The organism is Glutamicibacter sp. V16R2B1, assembly GCF_005774635.1.
Lineage (GTDB): Bacteria > Actinomycetota > Actinomycetes > Actinomycetales > Micrococcaceae > Glutamicibacter > Glutamicibacter creatinolyticus.
The window spans coordinates 42,283-69,269 of record NZ_VATX01000009.1 but is presented as its reverse complement, the minus strand read 5'-3'; the positions used below and the strand labels follow the sequence as shown (position 1 = coordinate 69,269).

Here is a 26,987-nt window from a genome sequence, read left to right as displayed (position 1 = left end):
GCAAAAGGCCTCCGGACCGAGAAGGGAACAGGAAGTCCCTTTTCGGTCCGGAGGCGGTGCCGGGCCAGCCTAGGGCCGGTTGGCGGTGATGCCGCGGCGGTTGCGCCGCCGCTCCGGGGGAGCGGTGACCGGGTCCCAGCCGCGGCGCACCGGGCGCATGCCGCTGGGGGCCTCATCGCGCGAACGGTACACGATGTAGGGACGGAACAGGTACGGGATCGGTGCGGAGAACACGTGCACCAGCCGGGTGAACGGCCATAGGGCGAACAGCAGGTTCGCGGTGATCACGTGCAGCGCGAAGGACAGCGGGATCTGCTGCATCAGCGCGGGGTCGGGCTGGAAGATCAGCAGGCTGCGCACCCAGGGTGAAATGGTTTCACGGTACGGGTAGCCGGGCCCGAACACCTGGTGGACCATGGTGGCCACGGTGCCGAAGAACAGTGTCGCCCCCAGCAGCACGTACATCAGCTTGTCCATCCGGGTGGTGGCCAGGAACACCGGTCCCACGGTGCGTCGCCGGTAGATCAGGATCACCAGCCCAGCCAGCGTCAGCACGGCCGCCGCGGTGCCCATCCAGGTGGCGCCCAGGTGGTAGAGGTGTTCGGTGACGCCGATGGCGTAGAGCCATTCGCGCGGGATCAGCAGCCCCACCACGTGGCCCACCAGCACCAGCAGGATGCCGAAGTGGAACATCGGTGAGCCCCAGCGCAGCAGCCGGTTCTCATAGCTTTGGCTTGACCGGGTGGTCCAGCCGAACTTGTCGTAGCGGTACCGCCAGATGTGGCCCACGATGAACACGGCGGCGCATGCGTAGGGCATCGCCACCCACAGCAGGAATTGCATGGTGCTCATACTCCCGTCCCCTCCCTCGGACTAAATGGTGGTAGGTTGCCCAGGAAGCTGAGCCCCACGGTCTCGGTTGGCGGGCCCTCGCTGACCAGGGACAGGATCCGTTCCTGCGTGGCCCTATCCACCGGCGGCAGGGAGAGGGTGATGGTGCGCACCACGTTCGCCCAGGGGCTGTGCATCCCCTCCAGGGCGGCGCGCAGCACCTCAATGCCCTCCACGTGCGCGGCCAGCAGCGCCCCGGCGATCTCATCATCGCTGCGGGCGGAGAACTCCAGCACCGCCGGCAGGTAGTCCGGCAGGTCCTGGGCGTCGAACTCGAAGCCGGCCGCCCGGTAGGCCTCCAGGAAGGTGACCAGCGCGGTGCCCCGCTTGCGGGTGTCCCCGGTGGCGAAATAGCTCAGGTACAGGCTGCACTTGCGCTTCTGGTCGAAGGTGTCCACATAGCTGCGCTGCCACTGGGCCGAACCGGCCGCCCGGGAGGCGGCCACGAACTCGGTCAGCGGCCCGGCGAGCGGTGCCGGCAGCGCGGCGATGTGCGGTTCGAGCACCTCCAGCTGGGCGAACCAGTCCTCGTCGGGGTAGTCCAGCAGCAATGAGGCGAGCATGTGCACGGCGCGGCGCTGCGGGTTCTTCAGCGGCACCGGATCCAGGGTGCCGGGCAGCCGGCGGCGCGGGGTGGCGCGGTTGAGCAGCTTGGGGATCATTGCTCATTCTCCTTGGAACGCTGGTGCTGCGGCGGGAAGAGCCCCTCGGGCCGGCCATTGCCGTCCCAGTTCAGCAGGTTCACCCGTCCCGGGGTGGAGGGCCGGTCCGCGGTCTGCCGGCTCTGCAGCGAATGGAAGTTCTCCACCGCCACCGGCACCTGCTCGCCGCTGGAGGAGCCGAACGGCCCGGCCCCGCCCATGCCCGGTCCGCCCTCGAACTCCAGCGAACAGCCCATTTCCTCCAGGTCGTGGGCCTGCTCGGCGTGGGCCGGGGGGATCACATAGCGTTCCTCGTACTTCGCGATCGCCAGCAGCCGGTACATTTCCTCGATCTGCGGCCCGCTCATGCCCACCGCGTTCGCGATCGACTCATCACGCACGTCATCGATGGACACCCCGCGCATGTAGGAGCGCATGGCCGCCAGCTTGCGCAGCGCCAGGTCCACCGGGGCGGTGTCCCCGGCGGTGAACAGCTCGGCCAGGTAGCCGATCGGGATGCGCAGCTTGTCAATCGCCGCGAACAGGTTGTTCGCGTCCTCCCCGTCGTTGCCGGTGCCGGTGACCACGTCCACCACCGGGGACAGCGGCGGGATGTACCAGACCATCGGCATGGTGCGGTACTCCGGGTGCAGCGGCAGCGCCACCTGGTAGTCGCGGATCAGCTTCCAGATCGGGCTCTGCTGGGCGGCGGTGATCCAGTCCTCGTCCATCCCCTCGGCGCGGGCCGCGGCGATGACCTCGGGATCACGCGGATCCAGCAGCACCTGGCGCTGGGCCTCGAGCAGCTCGTGCTCGTCCTCCACGCTGGCCGCGTCGGCCACCGCGTCCGCGTCGTAGAGCACCAGGCCCAGGTAGCGCAGGCGCCCCACACAGGTTTCGGCGCACACGGTGGGCAGGCCCACCTCGATGCGCGGGTAGCAGAACGTACATTTTTCGGCCTTGCCGGTGCGGTGGTTGAAGTACACCTTCTTGTACGGGCAGCCCGAGACGCACATCCGCCAGCCGCGGCAGGCATCCTGGTCCACCAGCACGATCCCGTCCTCGGCCCGCTTGTACATCGCCCCGGAGGGGCAGGAGGCCACGCAGGAGGGGTTCAGGCAGTGCTCGCAGATGCGCGGCAGGTAGAACATGAAGGCCTTCTCGTACTCGGCCTTCACCTCCTCGCTCATCTTGGCCAGGATCGGGTCATCGGCCATGGTTTCCAGCGAGCCGCCCAGGTTGTCATCCCAGTTCGCCGACCAGCCGATCTTCATGTCCTTGCCGGTGAGCAGGCTCTTGGGCCTGGCCACCGGGGTGTGCTCCCCGGAAGGGGAGTTCAGCAGCATGTCGTAGTCGTAGGTCCACGGCTCGTAGTAGTCCTGGATTTCGGGCAGCTTCGGGTTGGAGAAGATGCGCGAGAGCTTGTGCAGCCGGCCGCCGTCCTTCAGCTTCAGCCGGCCGCGCTTGGTGCGCTCCCAGCCGCCGCGCCACTTCTCCTGGTCCTCATAGGTGCGCGGGTAACCCACCCCGGGGCGGGTCTCCACGTTGTTGAACCACACGTACTCCACCCCGGAACGGTTCGTCCAGGCCTGCTTGCAGGTCACCGAGCAGGTGTGGCAGCCAATGCACTTGTCCAGGTTCATCACCATCGACATCTGGGCCATGACCTTCATCGGTATTGCACCTCCTGGTTGCGGCGACGGATCGTGGTGACCTCATCGCGCTGGTTTCCGGTTGGACCGAGGTAGTTGAACGCCCAGGCCAGCTGGCCGTAGCCGCCGATCAGGTGGCTGGGCTTCATCAGGATCCGGGTCAGTGAGTTGTGGATGCCGCCGCGCAGCCCGCTGGTTTCGGCGATCGGCACGTCCACGGTGCGGTCCTTGGCGTGGTACATGTACACCGTGCCCTCGGGCATGCGGTGCGAGACGATCGCGCGGGCCACGACCACGCCGTTGCGGTTGTAGGACTCAATCCACTCGTTGTCCCGCACCCCGATCTTCGCGGCGTCCTGCGGGCTCATCCAGATGGTCGGTCCGCCGCGGGAGAGGGAGAGCATGAACAGGTTGTCCTGGTATTCGGAGTGGATCGACCACTTCGAGTGCGGGGTCAGGTAGCGCACCGCCACCTCGGCGTTGCCCGACTCGTGTTCGCTGGTGCGCCCCAGCTGCGCGTCCCCGTACAGCCGGTGCATGTCCAGCGGTGGACGGTAGATCGGCAGGGCCTCGCCCAGCTCGTCCATCCAGTCGTGGTCCAGGTAGAAGTGCTGGCGCCCGGTGAGCGTGTGCCAGGGCTTGAGGTGCTCCACGTTGATCGCGAACGCCGTGTAGCGCCGGCCCCCGTGTTCGGAGCCGGACCATTCCGGGGAGGTGATCACGCTGCGCGGCTGGACCTGCACGTCATGGAAGGAGATGTGCGTGCCCTCGTGCTCCTCGGAGAGGAAGGCCATCTTCTGCCCGGTGTGCTCCTCCAGCGCCCGGAACCCCTGCGTGGCCAGCCGCCCGTTGGAGGTGCCGGAGAACGCCAGGATCATCTCGCACGCGCGCCGGTCGGTGTCCAGGCGCACATGCCCGGCGTACGGGCCGGAGGGCACGGTGCCGTTCAGCCCCTCCAGGGTGCTGATCTCCGGTTCCGGGTGGTAGTTGATGCCCTTGGTGGTCATCCCCATTTTGGCGGTCAGCGGGCCCAGGCTGCGCCACTGGTCGAACAGGTTCGGGTAGTCGCGTTCGACCACCTTCAGCTTGGGCATGCTCACCCCGGGCACCAGCGGCACCTCGCGCTGCACCCGCCCCTTGGGGGTGGCCATCGCATCCGGGGTGTCGTGCTGCAGCGGGGTGGCGACCAGGTCCCTGCGCACCCCCAGGTGCTTGGCGGAGTACTGGCTGAAGCGCTGGGCCATCAGCCCGAACAGTTCGAAGTCGGTCTTCGTCTGCCAGGGCGGGGCGATCGCCGGGTTGAAGGAGTGGATGAACGGGTGCATGTCCGTGGAGGACAGGTCGTATTTCTCGTACCAGGTGGCGGCCGGGAAGACCAGGTCGGAGAACAGCGTGGTGCTGGTCATCCGGAAGTCCGCCGTGGCCAGCAAATCCAGCTTGCCCTCCGGGGCCTGCTCATGCCAGGCCATCTGCTGCGGCCGGGAGCCCTCGGCGGCCTCGGGGGCGCGCACCGCCGCGTTGGTGCCCAGCAGGTGCTTGAGGAAGTACTCGTTGCCCTTGCCGGAGGAGCCGAGCACGTTGGCCCGCCACATCAGGATCACCCGCGGGAAGTTCGCCGCATCATCCGGGTCCTCGCAGGCGTAGGCCAGCGAGCCGTCGTTCAGCGAATCCACCACGTGCTGCGCCGGGTCCTTGCCGGCGGCCTCGGCCTCATCCACCAGATCCAGCGGGTTGCGGTTGTAGGTGGGGTAGGAGGGCATCCAGCCGCGCTTGGCCGATTCGACCAGGCAGTCCGCGGTGGTCAGCCCGTCGAAGTGGCCGCGGGCCAGCGGGGAGGCCAGCTGGTTGGCCGGCAGCCCGTCGTAGCGCCACTGGTCGGTGGACAGGTACCAGAACGCGGTGCCGATGGTGTAGCGCGGGGGCCGCACCCAGTCCGAGGCGCCGGCGTACTGCTGGTAGCCGGTGAGCGGGCGGACCTTTTCCTGGCCCACGTAGTGCGCCCAGCCCCCGCCGTTGACGCCCTGGCAGCCGGTCATCATGGTCAGCGCCAGGAAGGTGCGGTAGATGGTGTCTGAGTGGAACCAGTGGTTGGTGCCCGCGCCCATCAGGATCATCGAGCGTCCCCCGGACTTCTCCGCGTTGTCCGCGAATTCCCGGGCGATGCGGATCGCCTGCTCGGCCGGCACGTTGGTGTGCTCCTGCTGCCAGGCCGGGGTGCCCGGGGCGGTGGCGTCATCGTAGCCGGTGGGCCACACCCCCGGCATGCCCGCACGCTGCACCGCGTAGCGGGCGAGCATCAGATCGAACACGGTGGTGACCAGCTTGCCGGCCACCCGCATCACCGGCACGCCGCGGGTGAGGATCCCCGAACCGCCGGCGTGTTCCTGCCCGGCCTCCGGTTCCAGGTCGAAGCGCGGCAGGTTGACCTCGCTGGCCGCGCCGTCCCAGCCATCCAGGTCCGCGACCGAGAGCATCGGGGTGATGTCCCCCAGGTCCAGGTTCCATTCGCCCTTGTCTTCGGAGGCGAAGCGGTGGCCCAGGGTGCCGTTGGGGACCCGGGCGGTGCCGCTGGCGTCCAGCAGCACCGGCTTGAACTCGGCGTTGGCGGCACCGGCGGCCTGCCCGCCCAGATCCGCGGCGGTGAGGAACTTGCCCGGCACCGGTAGCCCGTTGGCTTCATCGATTTCCACCAGGAACGGGGAGTCGGTGTAGCGGCGCATGTAGTCCTGGAAGGGGGCGGTGCGCTTGGCCACGTAGTGCTCGTTGAGGATCACGTGGCCCATCGCCATGCCCAGTGCGGCGTCCGTGCCCGGGTGCAGGGCCACCCATTCGTCGGCGAACTTGGTGTTGTCGGTGTAGTCGGGGGAGACGGTGACGACCTTCTGGCCGCGGTAGCGCGCCTCGGCCATGAAGTGCGCGTCCGGGGTGCGGGTCACCGGCACGTTCGAGCCCCACATGATCAGGTAGCCGGCGTTCCACCAGTCCGCGGACTCGGGCACGTCGGTCTGGTCCCCGAACACCTGGGGGCTGGCCACCGGCAGGTCGGCGTACCAGTCGTAGAAGGAGAGCATGGTCCCGCCGACCAGGTTCAGGTAGCGTGCCCCCGCCCCGTGGGAGACCATCGACATCGCCGGGATCGGGGAGAACCCGGCGATCCGGTCCGGGCCGTACTTCTTCACCGAGTACACCTGGGCGGCCGCCGCGATCTCCATCGACTCGTCCCAGGTGGTGCGGATCAGCCCGCCCTTGCCGCGGGCCTGCTTGTAGCGCTTGGCCTTGACCGGGTCCTCCACGATCGAGGCCCAGGCGTCCACCGGGTCGGGGTGTTCGGCCTTCGCCGCCCGGTACAGTTCGGCCAGCACGTCGCGGATGTACGGGTAGCGCACCCGGGTGGGCGAGTAGGTGTACCAGCTGAAGGCGGCGCCGCGCGGGCAGCCGCGCGGTTCATATTCGGGGGAGTCCGGGCCCACCGACGGGTAGTCGGTCTGCTGCGTTTCCCAGGTGATGATCCCGTCCTTGACGTAGACCTTCCAGGAGCATGATCCGGTGCAGTTCACCCCGTGGGTGGAGCGCACCACCTTGTCGTGCGACCATCGGTCGCGGTAGAAGACATCACCCTGGCGTCCTCCGGAGAGGAACATCGCCCGCAGATCCTGGCTGGTTTCCCCGCGGCGCAGGTACTTGCCCATGGTCAGCAGCGAATCGGCCAGTGGTCCGTCGGTGGCCGGTGTTGTGTGGTTTGGCCTTTCGGTCATGACAGTGACTCCCAACTGTGACGCTTGACTCAAGCTTCGTCCTTTGTCTCGATAGATGCAAGGGTTCTTCCCCGGGTGTCACTGGAAGTGAGATTTCACATTCCCTAGATAAAAATGTTTGTTTCACTAGCGCGTTGGCGTTTGAGCGGTTAGTGTGCACAACAAGTGGTAGTGCAGCACCTGACGGTTACGGTGGAGGAAAACCATGAGCCAGAAGTCCCCAGCACAAGCCGCGCAGACGTCCCCGGAGCTGCGTGGGCAATTCCCGCAGCTGCTGCTGGCCACGCTCGCCAGCGCCGTGGGTTTCTGGGCCTGGATGCTGATTTCCCCGATTCAAACCCACTACGCGGAGCTGATGAAGCTGGGCGAGGGGCAGATTTCCCTGATGCTGGCCACCCCGGTGCTGGTCGGTGCGCTGGGGCGCATCGTGATCGGTTCGCTGACCGACCGCTTCGGGGCCAGGAAGATGTTCACCGTGGTGCTGCTGGCCTCCGTGCCGGCCGTGCTGCTGGTGGCGCTGGCCGGAACGCTGGGCAGCTTCGCGCTGCTGATCGCCTCGGGCACCTACCTGGGCATCGCCGGCACCATCTTCGCGGTTGGGGTGCCCTTCGCCAGCGCCTGGTATGAGCCGCGCCGACGCGGTTTTGCCAACGGCGTGTTCGGCATGGGCATGATCGGCACCGCGGTGTCCGCATTCTTCACCCCCCGGCTGCTGCGCCAGCTCGGCTACTTCGAAACCCACCTGTTCATTGCCGGCCTGCTGGTGCTCAGCGCCGCGGCCGTGTGGTTCTTCATGCGCGAATCCCCGGCCTGGACCCCGAACCGCCAGCCGCTGCTGCCGAAGCTGATCGACACGCTGAAGCTGCCGATCACCTGGGAGATGTCCTTCCTGTACGGCATCGTGTTCGGCGGGTTCGTCGCGTTTTCCACCTTCCTGCCCAAATACCTGGTCACCATCTACCCCGATGACGTGGACCCGGTGGGGGCCGGCGCCCGCACCGCGCTGTTTGCGGTGGCCGCGGTGATTGCCCGGCCGATCGGCGGCGTGCTGGCCGACAAGTTCGGTCCGAAGCTGATTGCCCTGATCTCCCTGGCCGGGATCGTCTCGCTGGCCTACATCGTGGGCATGCAGCCCCCGGAGGGTATCCTGACCGGCATCACCTTCCTGCTGATGGCCTCGGCCATGGGCCTGGGCATGGGCGCCGTGTTCGCCTGGATCGGGCCCTCCACCCCGCCGGAGAAGGTGGGCGCGGTCTCCGGCGTGGTCGCCGCCGCCGGTGGCCTGGGCGGCTACTTCCCGCCGCTGGCGATGGGCGCGACCTACCACGCCGAAACCAACTCCTACGCGCTGGGGCTGTGGCTGCTGGTGCTGGTGGGCACGTTCGCGCTGATTGTGGCCGGCATGCTGCGCGGCACCAAGGGCCGCGGCGGCATGTAACACCGGCCAGGCGCATGCCACATGGGCCTTTGCGGCTGACTTTGGGGTGCCAATGGGGGCATACTGGCGGTAGGCAACCGAAAGGACGCAGATGGCCCTGACCCCCGAAGCGCACCTGGAGTGGATCCTGGATCAGCTGAGCCCCCTGCCGGCCCGGCAATACAGCCTGGCCAACGGCTTCCACCACCTGTACGGCACCGTGCTGGCCGAGGACTTCGCCGCCCGCCACCCGCTGCCGCTGTGGGACAACTCGGCCATGGACGGGTACGCGGTGCGTGCCGCCGACACCCTCGGAGCCAGTGGCAGCACGCCGGTCACCCTGCGCGTGCTGGGCGAAATCCCGGCCGGCAGCACCCAGGACCCGGCCCTGGAACCCGGGCAGGCGGTGCGGATCATGACCGGGGCGCCGCTGCCCACCGACGCGGACGCCGTGCTGCGGGTGGAGGACACCCTGGGCGAGGACGGGCAGCGCTGGGGCACCGGGCAGGTCACGATCCTGCGTGAGGTCCAGCCGGGCAAGGACATCCGGCACCGCGGTGAGGACCGGGCCGCCGGGGACCTGGTTGCCGCCGCCGGACAGCAGGTGGACGCGGCACTGCTCTCCGCGCTGGCCGCCGCCGGGGCCGAACGGCTCTTGGTGCGCCCACTGCCCACCGCCGCGGTCCTGGTGACCGGCGCGGAACTGCAGGAGGTGGGCGCGGTGCTGCAGCGCGGGCAGATTCCCGAATCGAACTCCTGGCTGATGCAGGGGCTGCTCACCGAAGCCGGCATCACCCAGATCACCGTGCAGCGCTGCACCGATGACACCGACCTGGTGCGTGAACAACTCGCCCGGTTGGGGGCCAGCCACGATGTGGTGATCTCCACCGGCGGGGTGGGCCCCGGTACCCACGACGTGATGCGCCAGGTGCTGCAGGACGAGCCGGGGGTGCGGGCGGTGCGGGTGGCCCTGCGTCCCGGAGCCCCGCAGTGCGCCGGACGCCTGGAATCCGGGGCGATGATGTTCGCCCTGCCCGGCAACCCGGTCAGCGCCGCGGTCGGATTCGAGCTCTTTGTGCGTCCGGCCCTGCGCGCCCTGCAGGGCAACGCGCAACTGCGCCGGCCCCGGCTGCGCGCCACCGCGGCCGTGGGATGGAAATCCCCGGTGGGGCGCCTGCAGGTGCTGCCTGTCGTCTTTGACCCGGTGAACCCGCAATTGTGCGCCCCGGCCGTACAGGCCCAGGCGATCTCCCATTCAGTGGGCGGCTTCGGGGCGGCCGAGGGCTACGCCCTGGTCGGGCCCACACAGGGAGACGTGCAGGCCGGAGACCAGGTCGAAGTGTTGCGGGTTAAACCATGACGGAAGCACCTGCGCCAGGGAACCAGCGGCCAGCGAACACGCCGGAGGCGGGCGCCGGATTTGACGCCCTGGTATTGGCCGGCGGGCGCGGCACCCGCCTGGGCGGGGCGGACAAGGCGGCCCTGACCCTGCACGGACAACGGCTGGTGGACCGGGTCATCACCGCGGCACGAAGCGCCGGAGCAAACCAGGTGGTCGTCATCGGCCCACCGCACGCCGGAACCGACGCGGACCGGGTCGTGCGCGAGGAACCAGCATACGGTGGACCGCTGGCGGCACTGGCCGCCGGGATCCGCGCCGTGGACAGCGAATGGGTCATGGTGCTGGCCTGCGACCTGCAGCACCCGCTGGCGGTGGCCACCGCGCTGCGCACCGCCAGCGGCATGGAGCTGGGGGATGGGGCGCTGCTGGAGGACGAGGAAGGCCACCTGCAGTGGCTGGCCGGCTACTATCGCACCGCCGCGATCACCGCCGCCTGTAAACGGCTCGGGGATGAGGTGGCCAACGCGCCGCTGCGCCGGGTCCTGGGTGAGCTGGAGCTGCACCGGATTCCGGTGGGTGAAAGACTCAGCGACGACATCGACACCCCGCAGGCCCTGGCCACCGCGCGGCAAAGCACGAAACCGGTGGAGCCGGACGACGCGCGCGGCCCCGGGCAACCTGGGGCCGGCCGCCAAGCGTCGGCCCCACCCACACCAAACTGAGCGAGAACACGACCAGCGCCACGCAAAGGGTGGCCGTGAAAGGAATTCGAAAATGGCACAGCATCTCCCGCCGGAGGCCCTGGATGAATGGCTGAGCGCAGCCGCCGCCGAACTGGGCCTGGATGAAAACGAGGTGGACATTGCCACCATCCTGGACGTCGCCAAGCACGTCGCCCACGACGTTGCGCGCCCCGCGGCCCCCTTGAGCACCTTCCTGCTGGGCCTCGCCCTGGGACGCGCGGGCGAACAGGGCTCGCTGGCGGCGCTCGCCGGCCAGCTGACCGAGCGGGCCCACCGGTGGGAGCAGGAAAACCCCCAGTAGGAAGATCTGGTGAGGTGCTACCCGGCCAGCAGGGCCTTCTAGAGGTCCAGGATCTGCCGGTTGTGGGGCAGCTGGCCGTGGAACGTAATCGGTACCGGGGCAGCACGGCCGGGCTGCGGGCCATCCATTGCCTGCAGGTGCAGGTGCGGTTCGGTGCTGTTGCCGGTATTGCCGCAGCGTCCCACGGGCTGCCCGGGAGCGAGGTGTTGTCCCACCTCCACCTTCACGCTGTCCTGCATGAGGTGGCAAAGCGCCACGATGATTCCGTCGTGCTCGATCATCACATGGTTGCCGGCCAGTCCCGGCCAGCCGGCGCGGACCCGGGCGCGCTGGCCCAGCGCGTAGCCAACCGAGGCCAGGGCGCGGTGGGCTTGATGATCCGGGATGGCGTGCTCAACGGCGATCACCCGACCGCCGCACGGGCCAGTACCCTGCGGCCAAAGCCAGGGAACGCGGCAGCCGGTTCGCGCCCACGCCAGGTGTTCCACGTCAGTGGGGCACGGCGCCCGCTGTCACCCACGGGCACAAAATCGATGGCATGGGAACTGGCGAACAACGTCGTTCCATGGCTCGGCACACGGTTGGCCGGACTATTTTGCACCAGCCACCTGCCGGTGAATGGGTAGTCCAGGTCGATCTGCGCTGTCATGGCAACCCCGTGGCTCGGTCATTTGCGTGTTGCCCGCATTCTTGCATCACCGTCTGGAATTTGCCGGTGAGCACGGGGTTGCCGAGCCGGACTGCGGTGCTGTGGAGCTGATCTTCCGTTGTTTCGCCTAGGCTTCGTGTGGGGCCAGGAAAGCCTTCGGAATCAGTTCGGCGCCGGAGACATTCTCCAGGAACTCCGGTTCAATGGGCACTCCGGTGCGCAGAACGCTGATCTGCCCGGTGGGTTCGAGGATGACGCAGGCGATTTCCGAGCGGTTGCGGACCCCGCTCAAGCGCAGCCGGGAGAGCAGCTCGCTTTCCGAGACGTGAGTGCGCTTCAGATTCGCGGTGATGAATTCTTCCCCGGCCATCAGCAGGTACGCCTTGTTGTTGACTGCGGCCCGGCCCCGTGGAAATCGGCGCAGCTGACCGGTGAGGGCCTGCAGAACCAACAGGGTCACCAAGCCCAGCGCCCCGGCGGCCAGTGTGGGCGTGTAGCCGAGGATCGCACGCCCGATGACGGCGCCGAAAGCCACCACCGCGGCAAGGTCAAAGCTGGACAGGTTAGCCATCGTGCGCTGACCGAGCACTCGGATCGCCACGAGCACCAGAACGTATAGCGCAATCGCGGAGAGCACCACGCGCCCGGCGTCGGCCCAAGTTAGTCCGAAATCATGCCACACAAAGAATCCCCTCTAACCTCATCGCTGGAGTGCTTTCGCCCCAACCCATCCTCTCAATAGGGCAGGCACCCGACCGAATTGAACCCAGGACAAAGCGCAACCGAATCGGTCGCAATCGGGGAGCAGACCACCAGCGCATGAGACGGAGAGGACCCGGAACCTCTAATGTCATGGGTTGTGAACATGAGAGTGTTTGGTCCTACGGGGACCTGCGCGTCGCGAATCTTTTGGCGATTTGGCCCTAGTTAAATCGGGGCCTTACAACGGGCTCACCCATTATTCAGATCCTTCTTGATGCCCACTGCTGCGAATCCGAGGGCGATGGCGAAGCAAATCCAGAGTGCGCCGAACGCAACCGGGTATGCGTGGCCGCCTATCAAGGTCATGGCGCCCATGAGCAGTCCGGTCAGGACCATGATGATGGTGAAGCGGTGCGTGATGATCTTCTTCATGGTGTTGAGAATTGCCAGCTGTGTTTGCCGGGCGACACGGGCAGTTGCCATATTTCGCGTTCTGGCTTCTGGAGCTGCTCACTTCCCGCTCGCGGCCACGCGTGATCATGCTGGCTCACTGCGGTAAGGGTGCCGTGGCAAGCAAACGACGGAGACTAGCTCGTTCCCTTGCACTTCCTTCCTCTGATTATCGTTTCCCGTGCAGGAGAGTGGCCGCTTTTTCTGGTGCGTTTCCGGATCGGGGCGATGAGGTTGATTGTGCACGTCGAAGCCGACATTTTGACTCAGCCAACAACTCGGTTCCATGCCCGCACTTTGAATTCAGGAAGAGAAAAACCCCGTAGATTCATGACCTACGGGGTTCATCGTGGCGGTGACGGTGGGATTTGAACCCACGGTACGGGGTTACCGTACACAACATTTCGAGTGTTGCACCTTCGGCCGCTCGGACACGTCACCAGACCTGATAACTCTACAACGAAGGAAAGCTGAAAACCAAAACAACGAGGGCCGATTGGATGGCGAAGTGGCCAGAACCACATGGCGGCTATCCGTGTGGGTCAGCCGTAACTGTTTGCGCCGGCAAGGTTCTAGCGGCGCTTGGCGCGGAAGAAATCCAGCAGCAGTTGAGCGCATTCAGCTTCCAAAACCCTGGGGTACACCTCGACCCAGTGGTTCAGTCGGGGTTCGCGCACGATATCGAATACCGAACCACAGGCTCCGGCCTTCTCATCCCAGGCCCCGAACACCAGCTTTGGGATGCGGGAAAGGACAATGGCGCCGGCGCACATCGCGCAGGGCTCCAGGGTGACAACCAAGGTGCAGTCCTCCAGCCGCCAGCCATCATCCGTGCCGCGGGCCTGCAGGGCGCGAACGGCATTGCGGATGGCCACCACCTCGGCATGTGCGGTCGGATCTCCGCCGGCCTCGCGCTCATTGCGCCCGGAGGCCAGCACCTGCTGGTCGGGGGAGAGAATGACGGCACCGATGGGCACATCATCGGTGGCCAGCGCGGCCCGGGCCTCATCCAGTGCCAGCCGCATCCACTTCTCGTGTTCTTGCACCATAGTGTCACCCACTTTACGTTGCGCAGTGCCACCGGCGTGCGCGAGCTGGGGTGACAACGGTGCCCGGAGCTTCCCAAAACCTCCCGGGCTTGTTCGGTTGGGCACATTGGCCGGATTCAGTGCCCGAATCTCGGGTAAGGGGCTCGTCGGGGCAGGTGGGCGGCTGGTAGATTTTTGCCTATGCGCGTACAGGTAGTTGACCACCCGCTGGTGGCACACAAGGTTTCGGTCCTGCGAGACAAGAACACGGCTTCGCCGACCTTCCGGCAGCTGACGGAGGAACTGGTCACGCTGCTGGCCTACGAGGCGACCCGCGAGGTGAAGACCGAAGAGGTCGAGGTCGTGACCCCGGTGGCCACGACCACCGGAATTGCCTTCGCAAAGCCCACCCCGCTGGTGGTGCCGATCCTGCGCGCCGGGCTGGGCATGCTGGAGGGGATGACCCGCCTGGTGCCCACGGCCGAGGTCGGGTTCCTGGGCATGGCCCGCAATGACGAGACCCTGGACATCATCACCTACGCCGACCGGGTCCCGAACGACCTGCAGGGACGCCAGGTCTTCGTGCTGGATCCGATGCTGGCCACCGGCGGAACCCTTGCCGAAGCCATCAAGTTCATTTTCGAGCGCGGGGCCGCCTCGGTCACCTGCATCTGCCTGATCGCCGCCCCGGAGGGGATCGAGCGCCTGCGCGAGATCCACGGCGAGGACGAGCGGGTCCACCTGGTGCTGGCCGCCCTGGACGAGCGCCTGGATGAGAAGGCCTACATCATTCCCGGGCTGGGGGATGCCGGGGACCGCCTGTACGGCGTGACCCCGCCCATGCACTAGGCCTTCTGGCCCCTACGCCGCCTCGGTTTTTGCCGCAGGCGGCGTTTGCGTATCGGCCAGCGGCAGCCGCACCTCAAAAACGGTGTCCCCGGGCTGGGAAGTGACCGTGATGGTGCCGCGGTGCGCCTGCACGATGCTCTTGGCGATGGGCAGGCCCAGGCCGGTGGTGCCGTCGGAACCCGAACGGGCAGCGTTGGCCCGGGTGAAGCGTTCAAAGACATGCGGCAGGAACTCGGGGTCAATGCCCTCGCCGGTGTCCTGCACCCGCAGCACCGCCTGTCCCACGTCCGCATCGGCCAGCACGCTGACCGTCACGGAGTTGCCCACGCTGGTGTGCTTGCGTGCATTGCCCAGCAGGTTGGTGATGACCCGGCGCAGCGCCGAGGAGTCGCAATTGATCGCCACCTCGTCCTGGGTGGCGATGAACGTCCACCGGTGATCCGGGGCGGTGACCGTGAAGTCGTCGGTGATTTCCCGGGCCAGGTCCACCAGGTTCGCCCGGGAGAGCTTGTAGGAGGTTTCCTCCTCCAGCCGGGCCAGCAGCAGCAACTGCTCCACCAGGGCGCTCATGCGTGAACTTTGCTCCAGCACCCGATCGACCGCGCGCCGCCCGTCATCGGAGAAGTGCTCGGTGGCGGCCAGCAGCTCGGTGTAGCCGCGGATCGCCGACAGCGGGGTACGCAGCTCATGGGAGGCATCGGCCACGAATTGGCGCATCTGCCCCTGGGAACGCTCACGCACCTTCAGCGCGCTGTCCACATTGTCGATCAGCGCGTTCAGCGCCTGGCCCACGTTGCCCACTTCGGTGCCCGGGATCGCATCGTGCGGGGAGACCCGCTGGGTCAGCTCCACCTTGCCCGATTCCAGGTCGGTGTGCGCCACGGAGGAAGCCACCGCGGCCACGCGTTTGAGCGGGTTGAAGGACCGGCCAATGGCCCAGGTGCCGGCCAGGCCGGTGCTGATCACGGTCAGCACGCTGATCACCAGGGTCAACCAGGCCATCTCCCGCAACGCGTATTCGGTGGGCTCGGTGGGCAGCCCGGTGATCAGGATGCCTCCGGAGCCCTGGTCCGGGCGGGCGACCAGCACATAGTCCCCGATCGAGAGCTTGCGGATCACCGGGCGGGAGTTGACCTCCAGGGACAGCAGCGGGTCGATGTCCGCGTCGGTGATCGTGATGCGTTCACCGGTGCGTTCATCCAGCCAGGCCCCGAAGGTCAGCTTGCCGTCCACGAAGCGCACGTTCAAGGTGCCCGAGGCCTGCCCGGGCGCGAACAGGTCATCGGGGGAGTTCTTCGGGGTGGAGTAGGTGGCGGCACGGTTCGCCGCCTGGGAGAGCTGCTCATTCAGCTGCGCCATTAGGGTCTGGCGCATGCCGGCGTTGTAGAGCAGGCCAATGAGCACACACACCATCGTCAGGGCGCCGAGCAGGATCACCAGCAGGCGGCGCTGCAGGTTGTAGGGGGTGTGCTTGGTGGCGGGGGAGAACAGGCTCATGCCGCCGGCTTCAGGACATATCCCACGCCGCGCACCGTGTGGATCATCGGTTCGGCGTCCACGTCAATCTTCTTGCGCAGGTAGGAGATGTACAGTTCGACGATGTTCGCCTGGCCGTCAAAGTCGTAGTGCCAGACGTTGTCCAGGATCTGCGACTTGGACACCACCCGGCGGGCGTTGTTCATCAGGTAGGAGAGCAGGTCGAATTCGGTGGCGGTCAGCGAGATGGCCCGCCCGGCACGGGATACGTCGTGCGAATCCAGGTTCAACACCAGATCGCCCACCACCAGTTCGGAGGCGTCCGCGCTGGTGGCTCCGGAGCGTTCGACCAGCCGGTGCAGCCGGATGAGCACCTCCTCGAGGCTGAAGGGCTTGGCCACATAGTCATCGGCCCCGGCTCCCAGCCCCTCGATGCGGTCCTCCACCGCGTCCTTGGCGGTCAGGAACAGCACCGGGACCTCCGGGAAGTAGGTGCGCACCTTGCGCAGCACCTCGGGCCCGTCGAAGCCGGGCAGCATCCAGTCCAGGACCAGGACATCCGGGGCGAAGTTGCGGGCGGTGGCCACCGCTTCGGGCCCGTCGTGCGCGATCGCCGATTCCCAGCCGAGCATCCGGGTGCCCATGGACACCAACTCGGCCAGCGACGGTTCGTCGTCGACCACCAGGACCTTGATGGCGGTGCCGTCCGGGTGGGTGAGCCGTGGGAGCTGTGAAGGAGAGAAACGCGAATCGTTCATGGTCTTACCTTCCCCCATGCCATTGGGCTGACTTTGTGTTTTACCTGTGTGCTTGCTGTGCCCCCAAGCCCGATTTTATGCGGTGCGAAGCCTTGCAGATAGCCGAATATTTGGTCAAGAGCACCTCTGGGCGAATGTTTGCATCGTGAACAGCGTCCAGCGCTGAATGCTTATTCATGGCAATGTATAGGGTAGTCAGATTGATCGATCCTCGTCGTATCATTGTGCAATGCGTGGCTAGTTAAACGGTTAACGGAAACATTTGTTCAAAGTGGCAAAGGTCACAAATGGATGGCTTTGTCTCGCATCGTGGACATGGGGGTTGATTGTTACTTGCAAGTTCCAATTGTTACGGGGAAACTGGAGGGGTGAGTCAGGCGCAGAACAGCAAAACAGGCAGGTCACGGTTCCCGTGGTCCGGTCCCCAGTGCTGTTCTCGAATGCTTTGCGTCAGCGGTCAGCTCGCAGTAGCGGAAACCTAGTTTTCGTCGCGATCCAGCCGCTGGCGGGAAACCAACTGTCGTGGGTGTAGAGAAGGACGCCCGCGGCGCAAGCAACAAGCAAACAAGAAGCATCAGCGCCAAATCACTTGGCCTTCGCATAGTTAGAGGAAAAACATGACGGCTGGATCCGGATACGTACACGTTTCAATTCGCAACGCGCAGAACCGTGCTGCTGCAGCACAGCGTTCGACAGCTGGCGGCTATGCCCCGGCAGGCTACCGCCCACTGCGCGCCGTATCCACCAACCATGAGCCGCGCGATATTTCACGCCATCAGACCGCAGCCCCGGTCCAGGCCACCGGCGCCGGCTCGGGCAGCGCGGACACCACAGCCCGCGGGTTCGTCCTGTACGTGGGACTCGATGAGGCCACCGCGCAGGCTAACGGCACCTCGCTGGGCAAGCTGGCCACCCAGGTGCGCGCGTTCCTGGCCACCCTGTCCCCGCAGGCGCAGACCCACGCCGCGGTCGCCCTGGCACCGGCCACCGCGCAGGGTGAAGCCATTGACGTGGTCCGCCAGGCACTGGGGGACCCGACGGTCAACCGCCGCGCCCGCACCGAGAACCGTCCCAGTACCCCACGGCCCTCCGGCGTGCTGATCGACCTGTCCCGCCGCGAGGTGTACCTGGACGGGGAGACCCTGAACCTGACCTTCAAGGAGTTCGAATTGCTGAACTTCCTGGTCGAAAACGGCACCCGCACCGTGGGCCGTGAGGAACTGCTGGAAAACCTGTGGCGCAACGCCGAAGAGGTGCCCAACGAGCGCACCATCGACGTGCACATCCGCCGCCTGCGCTCGAAGCTGGGCCGCCTGGCCAACACCGTGCGCACCGTGCGCGGGCAGGGCTACCGCTTCTACGAACACCCCGAGGTCGTCGTCTGGGCCGCCCCGGAATACTCGATCTAGCATCAGCTGGTCGCAGAACGGCCACACCGTCCAACGGGCGGGCGTGCTCCTGGCATGGAGGTACGCCCGCCCGTTCGGCGTTTAAGCGGGCCCGGGACGGTGACCCCGTAAGCTGGTGGCATGAATGCTGGAGGCAAGAACACTGCACAGGCCCGGCGGCTGATCCTGCTGCGGCACGGCAAGGCGGACTACCCGCTCGGGGTGGCGGACCACGACCGTCCGCTGGGTGCCCGCGGTGACCGGGAGGCGCCGGCGGCGGGCCGCTGGTTGGTGGAGAATAACCTCATCCCGGACTACATCCTGTGCTCCGATGCGCTGCGCACCCGCTCCACCTGTGCCTGGGTGCTCTCCGAACTGGGGGAGAAGGCGCCCACCCCCTACATTGACTCCCGCATCTACTCCGCGGGCACCTCCGGGCTGTGCTCGATCATCAACGAAACCCCCGATACGGTCTCCACGCTGCTGGTCATTGGTCACCAGCCGGTGCTGCAGGAACTGGCGCTGCGCCTGGCCTCCAAGGACTCGGACCAGGAGGCCGTCTACGAGCTGGCCATGAACTACCCCACCCTGGGGATGACGGTCATGGAAACCGCCGAACCGTATTCGCACCTGGATGCGCGGGACGCAGCCGTGACGCACTTCGTGGTGCCCCGGCCCTAGCAAAAAGATCCCGTGACACCGCAGGCGGTGTCACGGGATCGAGGTTAGTTGGTTCGGTCGGTGGGAGAGCCTGGGCCAGGTTATCCGGCGGCAGCGCGCTCCAGCCCGTGCACGGTGGCCAGCACCGCCTGTACGTAGACCTCCAGCCGGGGCATCGGGGTGGTTACCGCGCGTTCCCGGGCGGTGAGCAGCGTCGCGCCAAACATCGCGCTGGCCGCCACCTGCAGCAGGGGCTCGGGAACCTGCACGGTGCGGCGCAGCACCTGGCGGATCAGCGCGGTGATCTGTTCCCTGAAGTCGCTGAGCTGTTCACCCCACAGGCTTTCGGAGCGCTGCTGCTCACTGATCCACAGCTGGGCGTAGGACGGGTAGCGCTCCACGAAGCGGAAGGCGCTGACCACCATGGCCTCCAGGGCCTGCAGCCCGTCGGACTGTTCGGCGTACTGTTCCAGCTCCTCCAGGAGGATGTCGGCGCCAAAGGCCAGCAGGGCGCCGATCATCGAGTCCTTGGAGCCAAAGTTGTAGTACACCGTGCCCTTGGAGACCCCTGCGGCCCGGGCGATCTCATCCACCGAGACCGCGTTGATGCCGCGGTGCCCCAACAGGGTCATGGAGGCCGCGAACAGCCGTTCCTTGGAATCGGTGGCCCGCACCCGGGGGCGCCCGACCGCCTCGCCGGTCATACGACCAGCTCCGGCTGCAGGGTCTTCAACGTCCAGGTCTTGTGCTTGCGCACCGCCAGGGTGCTCAGCGCCAGACCCAGCAGCGTGTAGCCGATCAGGCCCAGCACCACTTCGGAGAGCAGCGCCAGATCCGCGCCGTAGACCAGGTGGCGCAGGCCGGCAACCACATGGCCCATCGGCAGGATGCGGTGCAGCACGTGCAGCGGCTCAGGCAGCGTCTCCCACGGGAAGGTGCCGCCGGCGGTCACCAGCTGCAGCACCATCAGCACCAGCACCACGAACTTGCCGGCCGCGCCCAGCAGGGCGGTGATGCCCTGAATGATCGCGGTGAAGGCCATGGAGGCCAGCGCCAGCAGGCCCCAGGTCATCCACGGGTGGGCGGTGTCCAGGCCCAGCCAGAACAGCACCACCGCGTACAGCAGGCTGGACTGGATCACCGAGAGCAGGAAGAACGGCATCCAGCCGCCCAGCGCGATCTTCCAGTCCCGACCGTTGGAGGCCAGGGCACGCTTGGTGATCGGGCGCATCACCTGGGTCAGGATGAACGCGCCAATCCAGGTGGCCAAGGTGATGAAGAACGGCGCCAGGCCCTCGCCGTACGCGCCGGCCTTGGCCTGGTCGGTGCGGTCCACGGCCACCGGGTCACCGATGACCTCGGAGAGGTGCTCGCGGGTCGGGTCATCCGGATTCGGGATTTCCTTGGTGCCGTCGGACAGGCCGGTGGCCAGTTCCCCGGAACCGTCGGCCAGGTCGTTGGAGCCCTTGCCCAGATCGCCCACGCCGCTTTGCAGGTCCTTCAGGCCGGTGTACAGCTGGGCGCTGCCGGTTTGCAGTTCGGCGGCACCGGCGTTCAGTTCCTTGGCCCCCGAATCCAGCTGCTTCGCCCCGGCCAGCGCGTCACGCTGCCCGGCATACAGCGTCTTGGCGCCGTCGTTGAGCTGCGCCGCACCGGCGGCCAGGTCGTTGCCGCCGGTGGCGGCGGTGGAGATGCCCTTGACCAGGGTGGGCACCGCGGCGTTTAGCTGTGCGGTGCCGTCCGCCAGGGTGTCCAGCCCCGCCGAGAGCTGCTTGTTGCCCTGGGCGACCTGCTCGGAGCCGTCAGCCAGCTGCTGGATCTGCTGTTGGGCGGTCTTCAGCTGCGCCTTGATTTCCTTGGCGCGCTGGATCACCTGCGAGTTGGCCGCGGCCTCGTCCACTGAGCTGGAGACGGTGTCGATCAGCTTTTCGGCGTCAGCTTGATCGATCTTTCCTTCCTGCACCAACTGCTGGATGCGTTCGAGGCTCTTCTTCTCCACGGTTTGCAGGCGCTTGTCCGCATCGGCTTCCAGCGCGGTGATGACCTCGGCGGCCTCGCTGACCTTGTCATTGAGCTGGGCGTTGCCGTCGGCGACCTGGCGGGAGCCGGCGGCCAGCTGCTTGGCGGCCTTCGCGGCCTGCTGGGCGCCGTCGTTCAGCTGCTTGGCGGAGCTGGGCAGCGGGGCGGTCTGCTTCTTCATTTCGTTGAGCCCGGCGGCCAGCTGGTCTGCACCCTTCTTCAGGTCCCCGGTGCCAGCGGACAGTTCCTTGGCGCCGTCGCGCAGCTGGGTCTGGCCCTTGACCAGGTCCCCGGTGCCCTGCTTCAGCGTCTTGGTGCCATCGTGCAGTTCCACCGTGCCGTCGGCCAGCTGCTTGCCGCCGTCGACCAGCTGCTTGGTGCCGTCCGAAAGCGTGGCGACCCCGTCCTTCAGCTGCAGGGTGCCGTCGTAGACCTGGCCTGCGCCATCAGCGGCGTCGGCCATGGAGGAGTGGATGTCCACGAATCCGGCGATCATCGAGTCGGCGGTTTGGGTGCCCACTTCCTTGGCCACCGAGTTGTGCACCTCATTGGCCAGGGTGTCGGCGAAGGTGCCCACCATGAAGTTGTTGGCGTCATTGGTGGTGATCTTCAGCTGGGCCTGCTTGGCCTTGTCGAAGTCGGCCGGGGAGGCCAGGTTGGCGGAGAAGTCCTTGGGGATGGTCATGGCGAACGAGTAGTCGCCGTTGGCCACGCCCTCATAGGCTTCCTGCTCGGAACCCACCAACTCCCAGCCGAAGGTGCCGTCCTCCAGCAGGGACTCGGTGACATCCTCACCGACCTTCAGGTCCTTGCCGGACTTCTCGGCTCCCTCATCGAGGTTGACCAGGGCGGCGCGCACGCCGGAGAGGTGGGACTGCGGATCCCAGTTGGCATAGAGGTACATGGCCCCGTACAGCAGCGGTACACAGCTCAGGGCGATAATCGCCAGCTTGGGCAGGGTGCCGCGGGTCATGCGCTGCAGCTCGGAAAGAGCCAGTCGCAGAATCGTCATTTGGTGTCCTCCGCGCGGGAAGTGGTCTCAGGTTTTGGGTTGATCGCCGGGTCGTGGGGCTGGGCATGCTCGCCCGGCTCGGTGTCCCTGGCCGGCTCGGTCTCGGTGGCTTCGGCTAGGGCCGGGGGAGCCTCGCCCGCCGGCGGGGCCAGATGCTGCGGTTCGTGATCCGGCTCGATGTCGCCGGCTGCTTGTTCCACCGGTTCGGGCCCCGGGTCCTCGGATTTGTGTTTCGGAGCGTCCGGTTCATCGCCGTCGGCAGGAGCGTCCACCTCGATGTGCTCGGTGTCCTCGTGCTCGCCCAGCAGGGCATCAATGGCCACCGTCTGCTCCGCATCCTGGTTCTGCCCGGCCTGTTCGGGCACGGCGTGCTCGCCTGCGTCGGCATCGTCCTGCGCATGTGCCGAATCGTGCGGAAGGTGCATTTGCGGTTCGACATCCTGCTCACCCATGAAGAACACCGGGCCATGCCAGTCATCGGGGACCCGGGAGACCACGGCCACGACCGCCGGCTTGCGGCGGGACTGGGCCATGGACTCCAGCAGGTCCAGCCAGCTGGAGTCCTCCAGACGGTGGCGGTCGGGAGAGTCGAAGACCGACAAGCGCACCTGGTGGTACTCCTCGCTCAGCCGCGCCATGATGTCCAGGCGGGTCAGCGGATCGAGGGCATCCACCCATTCGCCGGCCACCTCGGAAAATCCGTGCTGATTCAGCCAGGAGTCAATGCCGCGCTTGCGCCAGATCGGCACCGGCACCAGGGAGAGGTCCTCGGCCACCAGGTCGCGCACCTTCAGGTGGGGTTCCGGGGCGTTGATTTCCGGTGAGTCCACCAGCGCGCTGTGCTTGCGCAGCAGCTTCAGGCTGTCCTTGCCTTCCCAGCTGGCCGTGCCGGAGCTGGGCTTCATGCGTCCGGAGAGCACCAGGCTTAGTGCGGTGCGTGAGAGCGCCGGTTCGGCGACTACCAAGACCACCTCTCCGCGCTCTACTCGCACGGTGGTTGGAGGGCAGATGACGCCGTGGCGTCCGTCCACGGAAACAGAGTCAGCAAAAAGCATGAAACAAGACTAATTGAACTGACCGGTCAGTTCAATTAGTAAGGCTGTTTTCTCACTCACACGCAGGAGTTTCACAGGTCATGCCGGTGATGCGGTCAGCTTCTGCGGCTGCGGCACTACGTCCGAACGCGGGCCCTTAGCTACCGGACAGCAGCTCTTGGCTCCGAGTGTACTGGTAGCCAAACTCGGTGGCTACCGATTCCAGGGTCAGCTTTCCGGCGTGGGTGTTCAGGCCGTTGGCCAGGCCCTCGTCTTCCCGCATGGCCTGCGCCCAGCCCTTGTTCGCGATGCGCAGGGCGTAGGGCAGGGTTGCGTTGGTCAGGGCCGCCGTCGACGTCTGCGGCACGGCGCCGGGCATGTTGCCCACGCAGTAATACAGTGCATCGTGGACCTTGAAGGTCGGATCGTCATGCGTGGTGGGCCGCGAGCCTTCGAAGCAGCCGCCCTGATCAATCGCGATATCCACCAGCACCGAGCCCGGACGCATCCGCTGAACCATGTCCAGGGTCACCAGCTTCGGTGCTGCGGCTCCGGGGATCAGCACCGAGCCAATCACCAGGTCCGCGTCGGCGACCTGCTCGGCGATGGCCAGCTTGGTGGATGCGAGGGTTTTGACGCGTCCGGCGTTGGCGGTGTCGATTTCCTTGAGCCGGGCCAGGTTCACGTCAATGACGGTGACGTCGGCGCCAAGTCCGGCGCTGGCGACCGCGGCGTTCTCGCCGGCCACGCCACCACCGATGACCACGACCTTGGCCGGGCGGGTGCCCGGCACCCCGCCCATGAGGATCCCGGAACCGCCCGATGGATGCAATAGGGTGACGGAACCGATCTGCGCCGCCAGCCGTCCGGCGACTTCGCTCATCGGCGCCAACAACGGCAGCGTCCGACCCCGGGTGACCGTTTCATAGGCGACCGCGGTGGTTCCCGCGGTGAGCAAGGCGTCGGTGCATTCCCGGGAGGCGGCCAAGTGCAGGTAGGTGAAAAGGACCTGGTTCTCGCGCAGCAGCGGGTATTCGCTGGGCGTTGGCTCCTTGACCTTGAGCACCAGTTCTCCGACTTCGAAGGCCGCAGCCGCATCTGGAACCAGGCGGGCGCCGGCCTGGCTGTACTGCTCATCGCTGATGCCCGAGCCGATGCCCGCCTGGGTTTCGATGACCACTTCGTGGCCGTGGGCAACGAATTCGGCAACACCGGCCGGGGTGATCGCCACCCGGTGCTCGTTGTTCTTTGATTCCTTGGGCACGGCAATGATCATGGAACGTTCCTCCTTGGCGGCGAGCAGTCAAGCCCTGAAGTGTTAATCCTCCACGATACGTTCGGGCTCTGAAGTGTGCTCGAAGATGACGCAACAAAGAAGAGAACAGCTTCAGGTGGCTCTGGGGCATGACCGCCCCTTGGGTTCGCGAATGCGAAGGCGGTACCAAGCGCCAATGCCTGCAACAAATAAGGGGATCAAAGCCAGCCGGACAAGCGCTCCCGGGTCGGAGCGGCATCGGGGAGCAGGGGAGTTAGGTTATAAGCAAGAATCCCGGGAGCTTGAAAGCTTCCCGGGATTCTTGAACCTGTGCGCCCAAAGGGATTCGAACCCCTGACCTTCTGTTCCGTAGACAGACGCTCTATCCAGCTGAGCTATGGGCGCTTATTGAGTTGTTGTCGTCGTGACGACTTGAATAACTATACACGGGCGAAGGCGGGCTAGCGAACCGGAACGGTTCAAAGTGCCGCGATTCACATCCACGTCCTCCAGTCCAGTGCGTGGGCCCGGGTTCCTCGCTTGGCACGAGAAAGATGTGACAGGATCCGACGGGGCGGAGCGAGGGCGCCCGGGTGGATGGGCCTCCTTGGGCGCTGAGGGCGGGAACAAAAAATCCCGGAACTCGCCGTTGCGATGTTCCGGGATTTGCTGGTGCGCCCAAAGGGATTCGAACCCCTGACCTTCTGTTCCGTAGACAGACGCTCTATCCAGCTGAGCTATGGGCGCGTATTCTTTTATTTGGCCCGCAGGTGCGAACCTCGAATAACTATACAGGCCAACCGCCCGGCCTCCAAATTGGCTCGGCGGGGCGCCGATATCTCGGTTTTTTACTTTTATTGAGGACCGAAAAGGGTACCGGTCTACGTGACCTTCGTCACAGTAAAAGCTGGTTGGCGCACCAATCTTCCCCGAATTCACGGTGTTTTTATTCTAACGATGTTGACCATCCCCGGATTCTGCGGCTTGGGTCACAAGCGGCCGAAAACGTTGACCCCCTAGCCTTGAACTATTGCAAGTTCAGCCCAATGGAGGGAATGGATAATGAGCACCAGCTCCGATCAGAACGTACTCGATGCAGCACCGACCACCCACGCGAAGTTGGCGGCTTGGGTTGAGGAGGTTGCGGCACTGACGAAGCCTGATCGTATCTATTGGGTGGATGGCTCCCAGGAGGAGAACGACCGCCTGTGCGGCGAGCTGGTTGAAGCCGGCACCCTGGTCAAGCTCACCGACCCGAACTTCCCGAACTCCTACGCGGCCTTCTCCGACCCGGCGGACGTGGCCCGCGTCGAGGAGCGCACCTTCATCTGCTCCGAAAAGGAGGAGGACTCGGGCTTCACCAACAACTGGGAAGACCCGAAGGTCATGAAGGAGCGCCTGACCGGACTGTTCGATGGCGCCATGCGTGGACGCACCATGTACGTCATCCCGTTCGTCATGGGACCGCTGAATGCCGAGCAGCCTGCTTACGGTGTGGAAATCACCGACTCGGCCTACGTGGTCGCCTCAATGCGCATCATGGCCAAGATTGGCGATGAGGTCCTGCGCAAGATGGAAGCCGAGGACGCCTTCTTCGTTCCGGCCATGCACACCGTCGGTGCCCCGCTGGAGCCGGGACAGAAGGACGTGGCCTGGCCGTGCAACGAGGAGAAGTGGATCGTGCACTTCCCCGAGGAGCGTTCCATCTGGTCCTACGGTTCGGGCTACGGCGGCAACGCGCTGCTGGGCAAGAAGTGCTACTCGCTGCGCATCGCCTCGGCGATGGCCCGCGACGAAGGCTGGCTGGCCGAGCACATGCTGATCCTGAAGCTGACCAGCCCGCAGGGCAAGTCCTACAACATCGCTGCCGCCTTCCCCTCGGCCTGCGGCAAGACCAACCTCGCGCTGCTGGACCCGACCATCGACGGCTGGAAGGCCGAAACCCTGGGCGATGACATCAACTGGATGCGTCCGGGCAAGAACGGTGAACTGCGCGGCGTGAATCCGGAGTACGGCCTGTTCGGCGTCGCCCCGGGCACCGGCTGGTCCACCAACCCGAACGCCATGCGCGCCATCACCAAGGGCAACTCGATCTTCACCAACGTCGCGCTGACCGATGAGGGCGGCGTGTGGTGGGAAGGCATGACCGACGAGGCCCCAGCCCACCTGATCGACTGGAAGGGCAATGACTGGACCCCGGATTCCGGGCGCAAGGCCGCCCACCCGAACTCCCGCTTCTGCACCCCGATCGACCAGGTCGATATGCTCGCCGAGGAATACTACTCCCCGGACGGCGTGAAGATCGATGCGATCCTCTTCGGCGGCCGCCGCAAGACCACCATCCCGCTGGTGACCGAGGCCCGCACCTGGACCAACGGCATCTTCATGGGCTCGACCCTCTCCTCGGAGACCACCGCCGCCGCCTCCGGGGCCACCGGCGTGGTGCGCCGCGATCCCATGGCGATGCTGCCGTTCATCGGCTACAACGCCGGTGACTACCTGAACCACTGGGACCGCATCTCGCAGAAGCTGAACCCGGAACAGATGCCCAAGATCTTCCTGGTCAACTGGTTCCGCCGCACCGCCGAGGGCGGCTTCGCGTGGCCCGGCTTCGGGGACAACTCCCGCGTGCTGAAGTGGGTCATTGAGCGCATCGAGGGCACCGCCGAGGCCAAGGAAACCGCCGTGGGCTACGTGCCGACCGGTGATTCCCTGGACCTGACCGGTCTGGAAGGCTTCACCTCGGATGACGTGGAGGTCGCCGTGAAGGTTGACATCCAGGAATGGCTCGAGGAAGTCGAGAGCATCGAGGAATGGTACGCCAAGTTCGGTGAGGCACTGCCGGACTCGCTGCGCGCCGAACTTGACGGCCTGAAGGAGCGCCTGAGCGCCTAACCGGGCACCCGGACACAACACCTACCCCGCGGAAGAATCATTGATTCCGCGGGGTAGGTGTTTTAAGCGC

The 26,987-nt window shown here is 66.1% G+C and carries 22 protein-coding genes and 3 tRNA genes; 8 read left to right on the top strand and 17 right to left on the bottom strand.

All coding sequences use genetic code 11. The features are described 5' to 3' along the window. Positions 1–69: 69 nt before the first annotated feature. From narI to FDN03_RS05885, 4 genes are read right to left on the bottom strand one after another with little or no spacing between them, the layout of a single operon-like run. Positions 70–852, bottom strand: coding sequence for a respiratory nitrate reductase subunit gamma (gene narI, locus FDN03_RS05900; protein ID WP_171021142.1), 783 nt, complete (start codon positions 850–852; stop codon positions 70–72). Beyond that, positions 849–1,553, bottom strand: coding sequence for a nitrate reductase molybdenum cofactor assembly chaperone (narJ, locus tag FDN03_RS05895; protein WP_138175006.1), 705 nt, complete (start codon positions 1,551–1,553; stop codon positions 849–851). The genes narI and narJ overlap by 4 nt, the downstream gene beginning before the upstream one ends. After that, entirely contained in the window at positions 1,550–3,205 is a 1,656-nt protein-coding gene (gene narH, locus FDN03_RS05890; protein ID WP_138175004.1) for a nitrate reductase subunit beta, read from the bottom strand. The genes narJ and narH overlap by 4 nt, the downstream gene beginning before the upstream one ends. Further along, entirely contained in the window at positions 3,202–6,939 is a 3,738-nt protein-coding gene (locus FDN03_RS05885) for a nitrate reductase subunit alpha (protein WP_138175002.1), read from the bottom strand. The genes narH and FDN03_RS05885 overlap by 4 nt, the downstream gene beginning before the upstream one ends. 205 nt (positions 6,940–7,144) lie before the next feature. Here FDN03_RS05885 and FDN03_RS05880 point away from each other — a divergent pair, with 205 nt between their 5' ends. The 4 genes from FDN03_RS05880 to FDN03_RS05865 all read left to right on the top strand — a co-directional run bounded on the left by FDN03_RS05880 (position 7,145) and on the right by FDN03_RS05865 (position 10,742). Continuing rightward, entirely contained in the window at positions 7,145–8,377 is a 1,233-nt protein-coding gene (locus FDN03_RS05880; protein ID WP_138175000.1) for an MFS transporter, read from the top strand. A gap of 91 nt (positions 8,378–8,468) precedes the next feature. Beyond that, positions 8,469–9,716: a gephyrin-like molybdotransferase Glp gene (gene glp / locus FDN03_RS05875; protein WP_138174998.1), complete on the top strand. Its 1,248-nt coding sequence runs from the start codon at positions 8,469–8,471 to the stop codon at positions 9,714–9,716. Next, the gene (locus tag FDN03_RS05870) at positions 9,713–10,420 is read left to right on the top strand and encodes a molybdenum cofactor guanylyltransferase (protein WP_138174996.1); all 708 of its coding nucleotides are present in this window, start codon (positions 9,713–9,715) and stop codon (positions 10,418–10,420) included. The genes glp and FDN03_RS05870 overlap by 4 nt, the downstream gene beginning before the upstream one ends. A gap of 52 nt (positions 10,421–10,472) precedes the next feature. Further along, positions 10,473–10,742 carry a DUF6457 domain-containing protein gene (locus FDN03_RS05865; RefSeq protein WP_138174994.1) on the top strand — a complete coding sequence of 90 codons (270 nt, stop codon included), beginning with the start codon at positions 10,473–10,475 and terminating at the stop codon, positions 10,740–10,742. A 38-nt stretch (positions 10,743–10,780) separates the two neighbouring features. On the opposite strand, the gene FDN03_RS17015 is transcribed toward FDN03_RS05865, so the two are convergent. The 5 genes from FDN03_RS17015 to tadA form a co-directional block, all read right to left on the bottom strand. Next, entirely contained in the window at positions 10,781–11,149 is a 369-nt protein-coding gene (locus tag FDN03_RS17015; RefSeq protein ID WP_349291706.1) for a M23 family metallopeptidase, read from the bottom strand. A gap of 369 nt (positions 11,150–11,518) precedes the next feature. Beyond that, entirely contained in the window at positions 11,519–12,073 is a 555-nt protein-coding gene (locus FDN03_RS05855; protein ID WP_138174992.1) for a YetF domain-containing protein, read from the bottom strand. Between the two features lie 269 nt (positions 12,074–12,342). Continuing rightward, positions 12,343–12,576: a hypothetical protein gene (locus tag FDN03_RS05850; protein ID WP_138174990.1), complete on the bottom strand. Its 234-nt coding sequence runs from the start codon at positions 12,574–12,576 to the stop codon at positions 12,343–12,345. A gap of 317 nt (positions 12,577–12,893) precedes the next feature. Continuing rightward, positions 12,894–12,984: transfer RNA gene (locus tag FDN03_RS05845), tRNA-Ser, on the bottom strand. 131 nt (positions 12,985–13,115) lie between these two features. Next, positions 13,116–13,592 carry a tRNA adenosine(34) deaminase TadA gene (tadA, locus tag FDN03_RS05840; RefSeq protein ID WP_138174988.1) on the bottom strand — a complete coding sequence of 159 codons (477 nt, stop codon included), beginning with the start codon at positions 13,590–13,592 and terminating at the stop codon, positions 13,116–13,118. A 180-nt stretch (positions 13,593–13,772) separates the two neighbouring features. On the opposite strand from tadA, the gene upp reads away from it, so the two are divergent. Then, complete coding sequence (gene upp, locus FDN03_RS05835) at positions 13,773–14,420, top strand: uracil phosphoribosyltransferase (protein WP_138174986.1); 648 nt, start codon at positions 13,773–13,775, stop codon at positions 14,418–14,420. Between the two features lie 12 nt (positions 14,421–14,432). Here upp and FDN03_RS05830 read toward each other — a convergent pair whose 3' ends face one another. Beyond that, entirely contained in the window at positions 14,433–15,917 is a 1,485-nt protein-coding gene (locus FDN03_RS05830; protein WP_138174984.1) for an ATP-binding protein, read from the bottom strand. Next, a complete protein-coding gene (locus tag FDN03_RS05825; protein ID WP_054821151.1) occupies positions 15,914–16,654 on the bottom strand; it encodes a response regulator transcription factor in 741 nt (246 codons plus the stop codon). The genes FDN03_RS05830 and FDN03_RS05825 overlap by 4 nt, the downstream gene beginning before the upstream one ends. 617 nt (positions 16,655–17,271) lie before the next feature. Here FDN03_RS05825 and FDN03_RS05820 point away from each other — a divergent pair. Both FDN03_RS05820 and FDN03_RS05815 read left to right on the top strand, forming a co-directional pair. After that, positions 17,272–18,063 (top strand): winged helix-turn-helix domain-containing protein, encoded by a 792-nt coding sequence (locus FDN03_RS05820; RefSeq protein WP_138174982.1) that lies wholly within the window; start codon positions 17,272–17,274, stop codon positions 18,061–18,063. A 120-nt stretch (positions 18,064–18,183) separates the two neighbouring features. Then, on the top strand, positions 18,184–18,723 hold the full coding sequence (locus FDN03_RS05815) for a histidine phosphatase family protein (RefSeq protein WP_138174980.1): 540 nt from the start codon (positions 18,184–18,186) through the stop codon (positions 18,721–18,723). A gap of 80 nt (positions 18,724–18,803) precedes the next feature. Here the strand turns inward: FDN03_RS05815 and FDN03_RS05810 are convergent, their stop codons facing one another. The 6 genes from FDN03_RS05810 to FDN03_RS05785 form a co-directional block, all read right to left on the bottom strand. Next, positions 18,804–19,406 (bottom strand): TetR/AcrR family transcriptional regulator, encoded by a 603-nt coding sequence (locus tag FDN03_RS05810; RefSeq protein WP_138174978.1) that lies wholly within the window; start codon positions 19,404–19,406, stop codon positions 18,804–18,806. Continuing rightward, positions 19,403–21,733, bottom strand: a complete 2,331-nt coding sequence (locus tag FDN03_RS05805) for a YhgE/Pip domain-containing protein (protein ID WP_138174976.1) — start codon at positions 21,731–21,733, stop codon at positions 19,403–19,405. The genes FDN03_RS05810 and FDN03_RS05805 overlap by 4 nt, the downstream gene beginning before the upstream one ends. Then, positions 21,730–22,788 carry a hypothetical protein gene (locus FDN03_RS05800; RefSeq protein WP_138174974.1) on the bottom strand — a complete coding sequence of 353 codons (1,059 nt, stop codon included), beginning with the start codon at positions 22,786–22,788 and terminating at the stop codon, positions 21,730–21,732. Before FDN03_RS05800 ends, FDN03_RS05805 begins: the two co-directional genes overlap by 4 nt. Positions 22,789–22,924: 136 nt before the next feature. Next, the gene (ald, locus tag FDN03_RS05795; RefSeq protein ID WP_138174972.1) at positions 22,925–24,043 is read right to left on the bottom strand and encodes an alanine dehydrogenase; all 1,119 of its coding nucleotides are present in this window, start codon (positions 24,041–24,043) and stop codon (positions 22,925–22,927) included. A 310-nt stretch (positions 24,044–24,353) separates the two neighbouring features. Then, a tRNA-Arg gene (locus FDN03_RS05790) sits at positions 24,354–24,427 on the bottom strand. Positions 24,428–24,692: 265 nt separating this feature from the next. After that, a tRNA-Arg gene (locus tag FDN03_RS05785) sits at positions 24,693–24,769 on the bottom strand. Between the two features lie 315 nt (positions 24,770–25,084). Between FDN03_RS05785 and FDN03_RS05780 the strand changes: the two genes are divergently transcribed. After that, complete coding sequence (locus tag FDN03_RS05780) at positions 25,085–26,917, top strand: phosphoenolpyruvate carboxykinase (GTP) (protein WP_138174970.1); 1,833 nt, start codon at positions 25,085–25,087, stop codon at positions 26,915–26,917. The last annotated feature ends 70 nt before the right edge of the window (positions 26,918–26,987 follow it).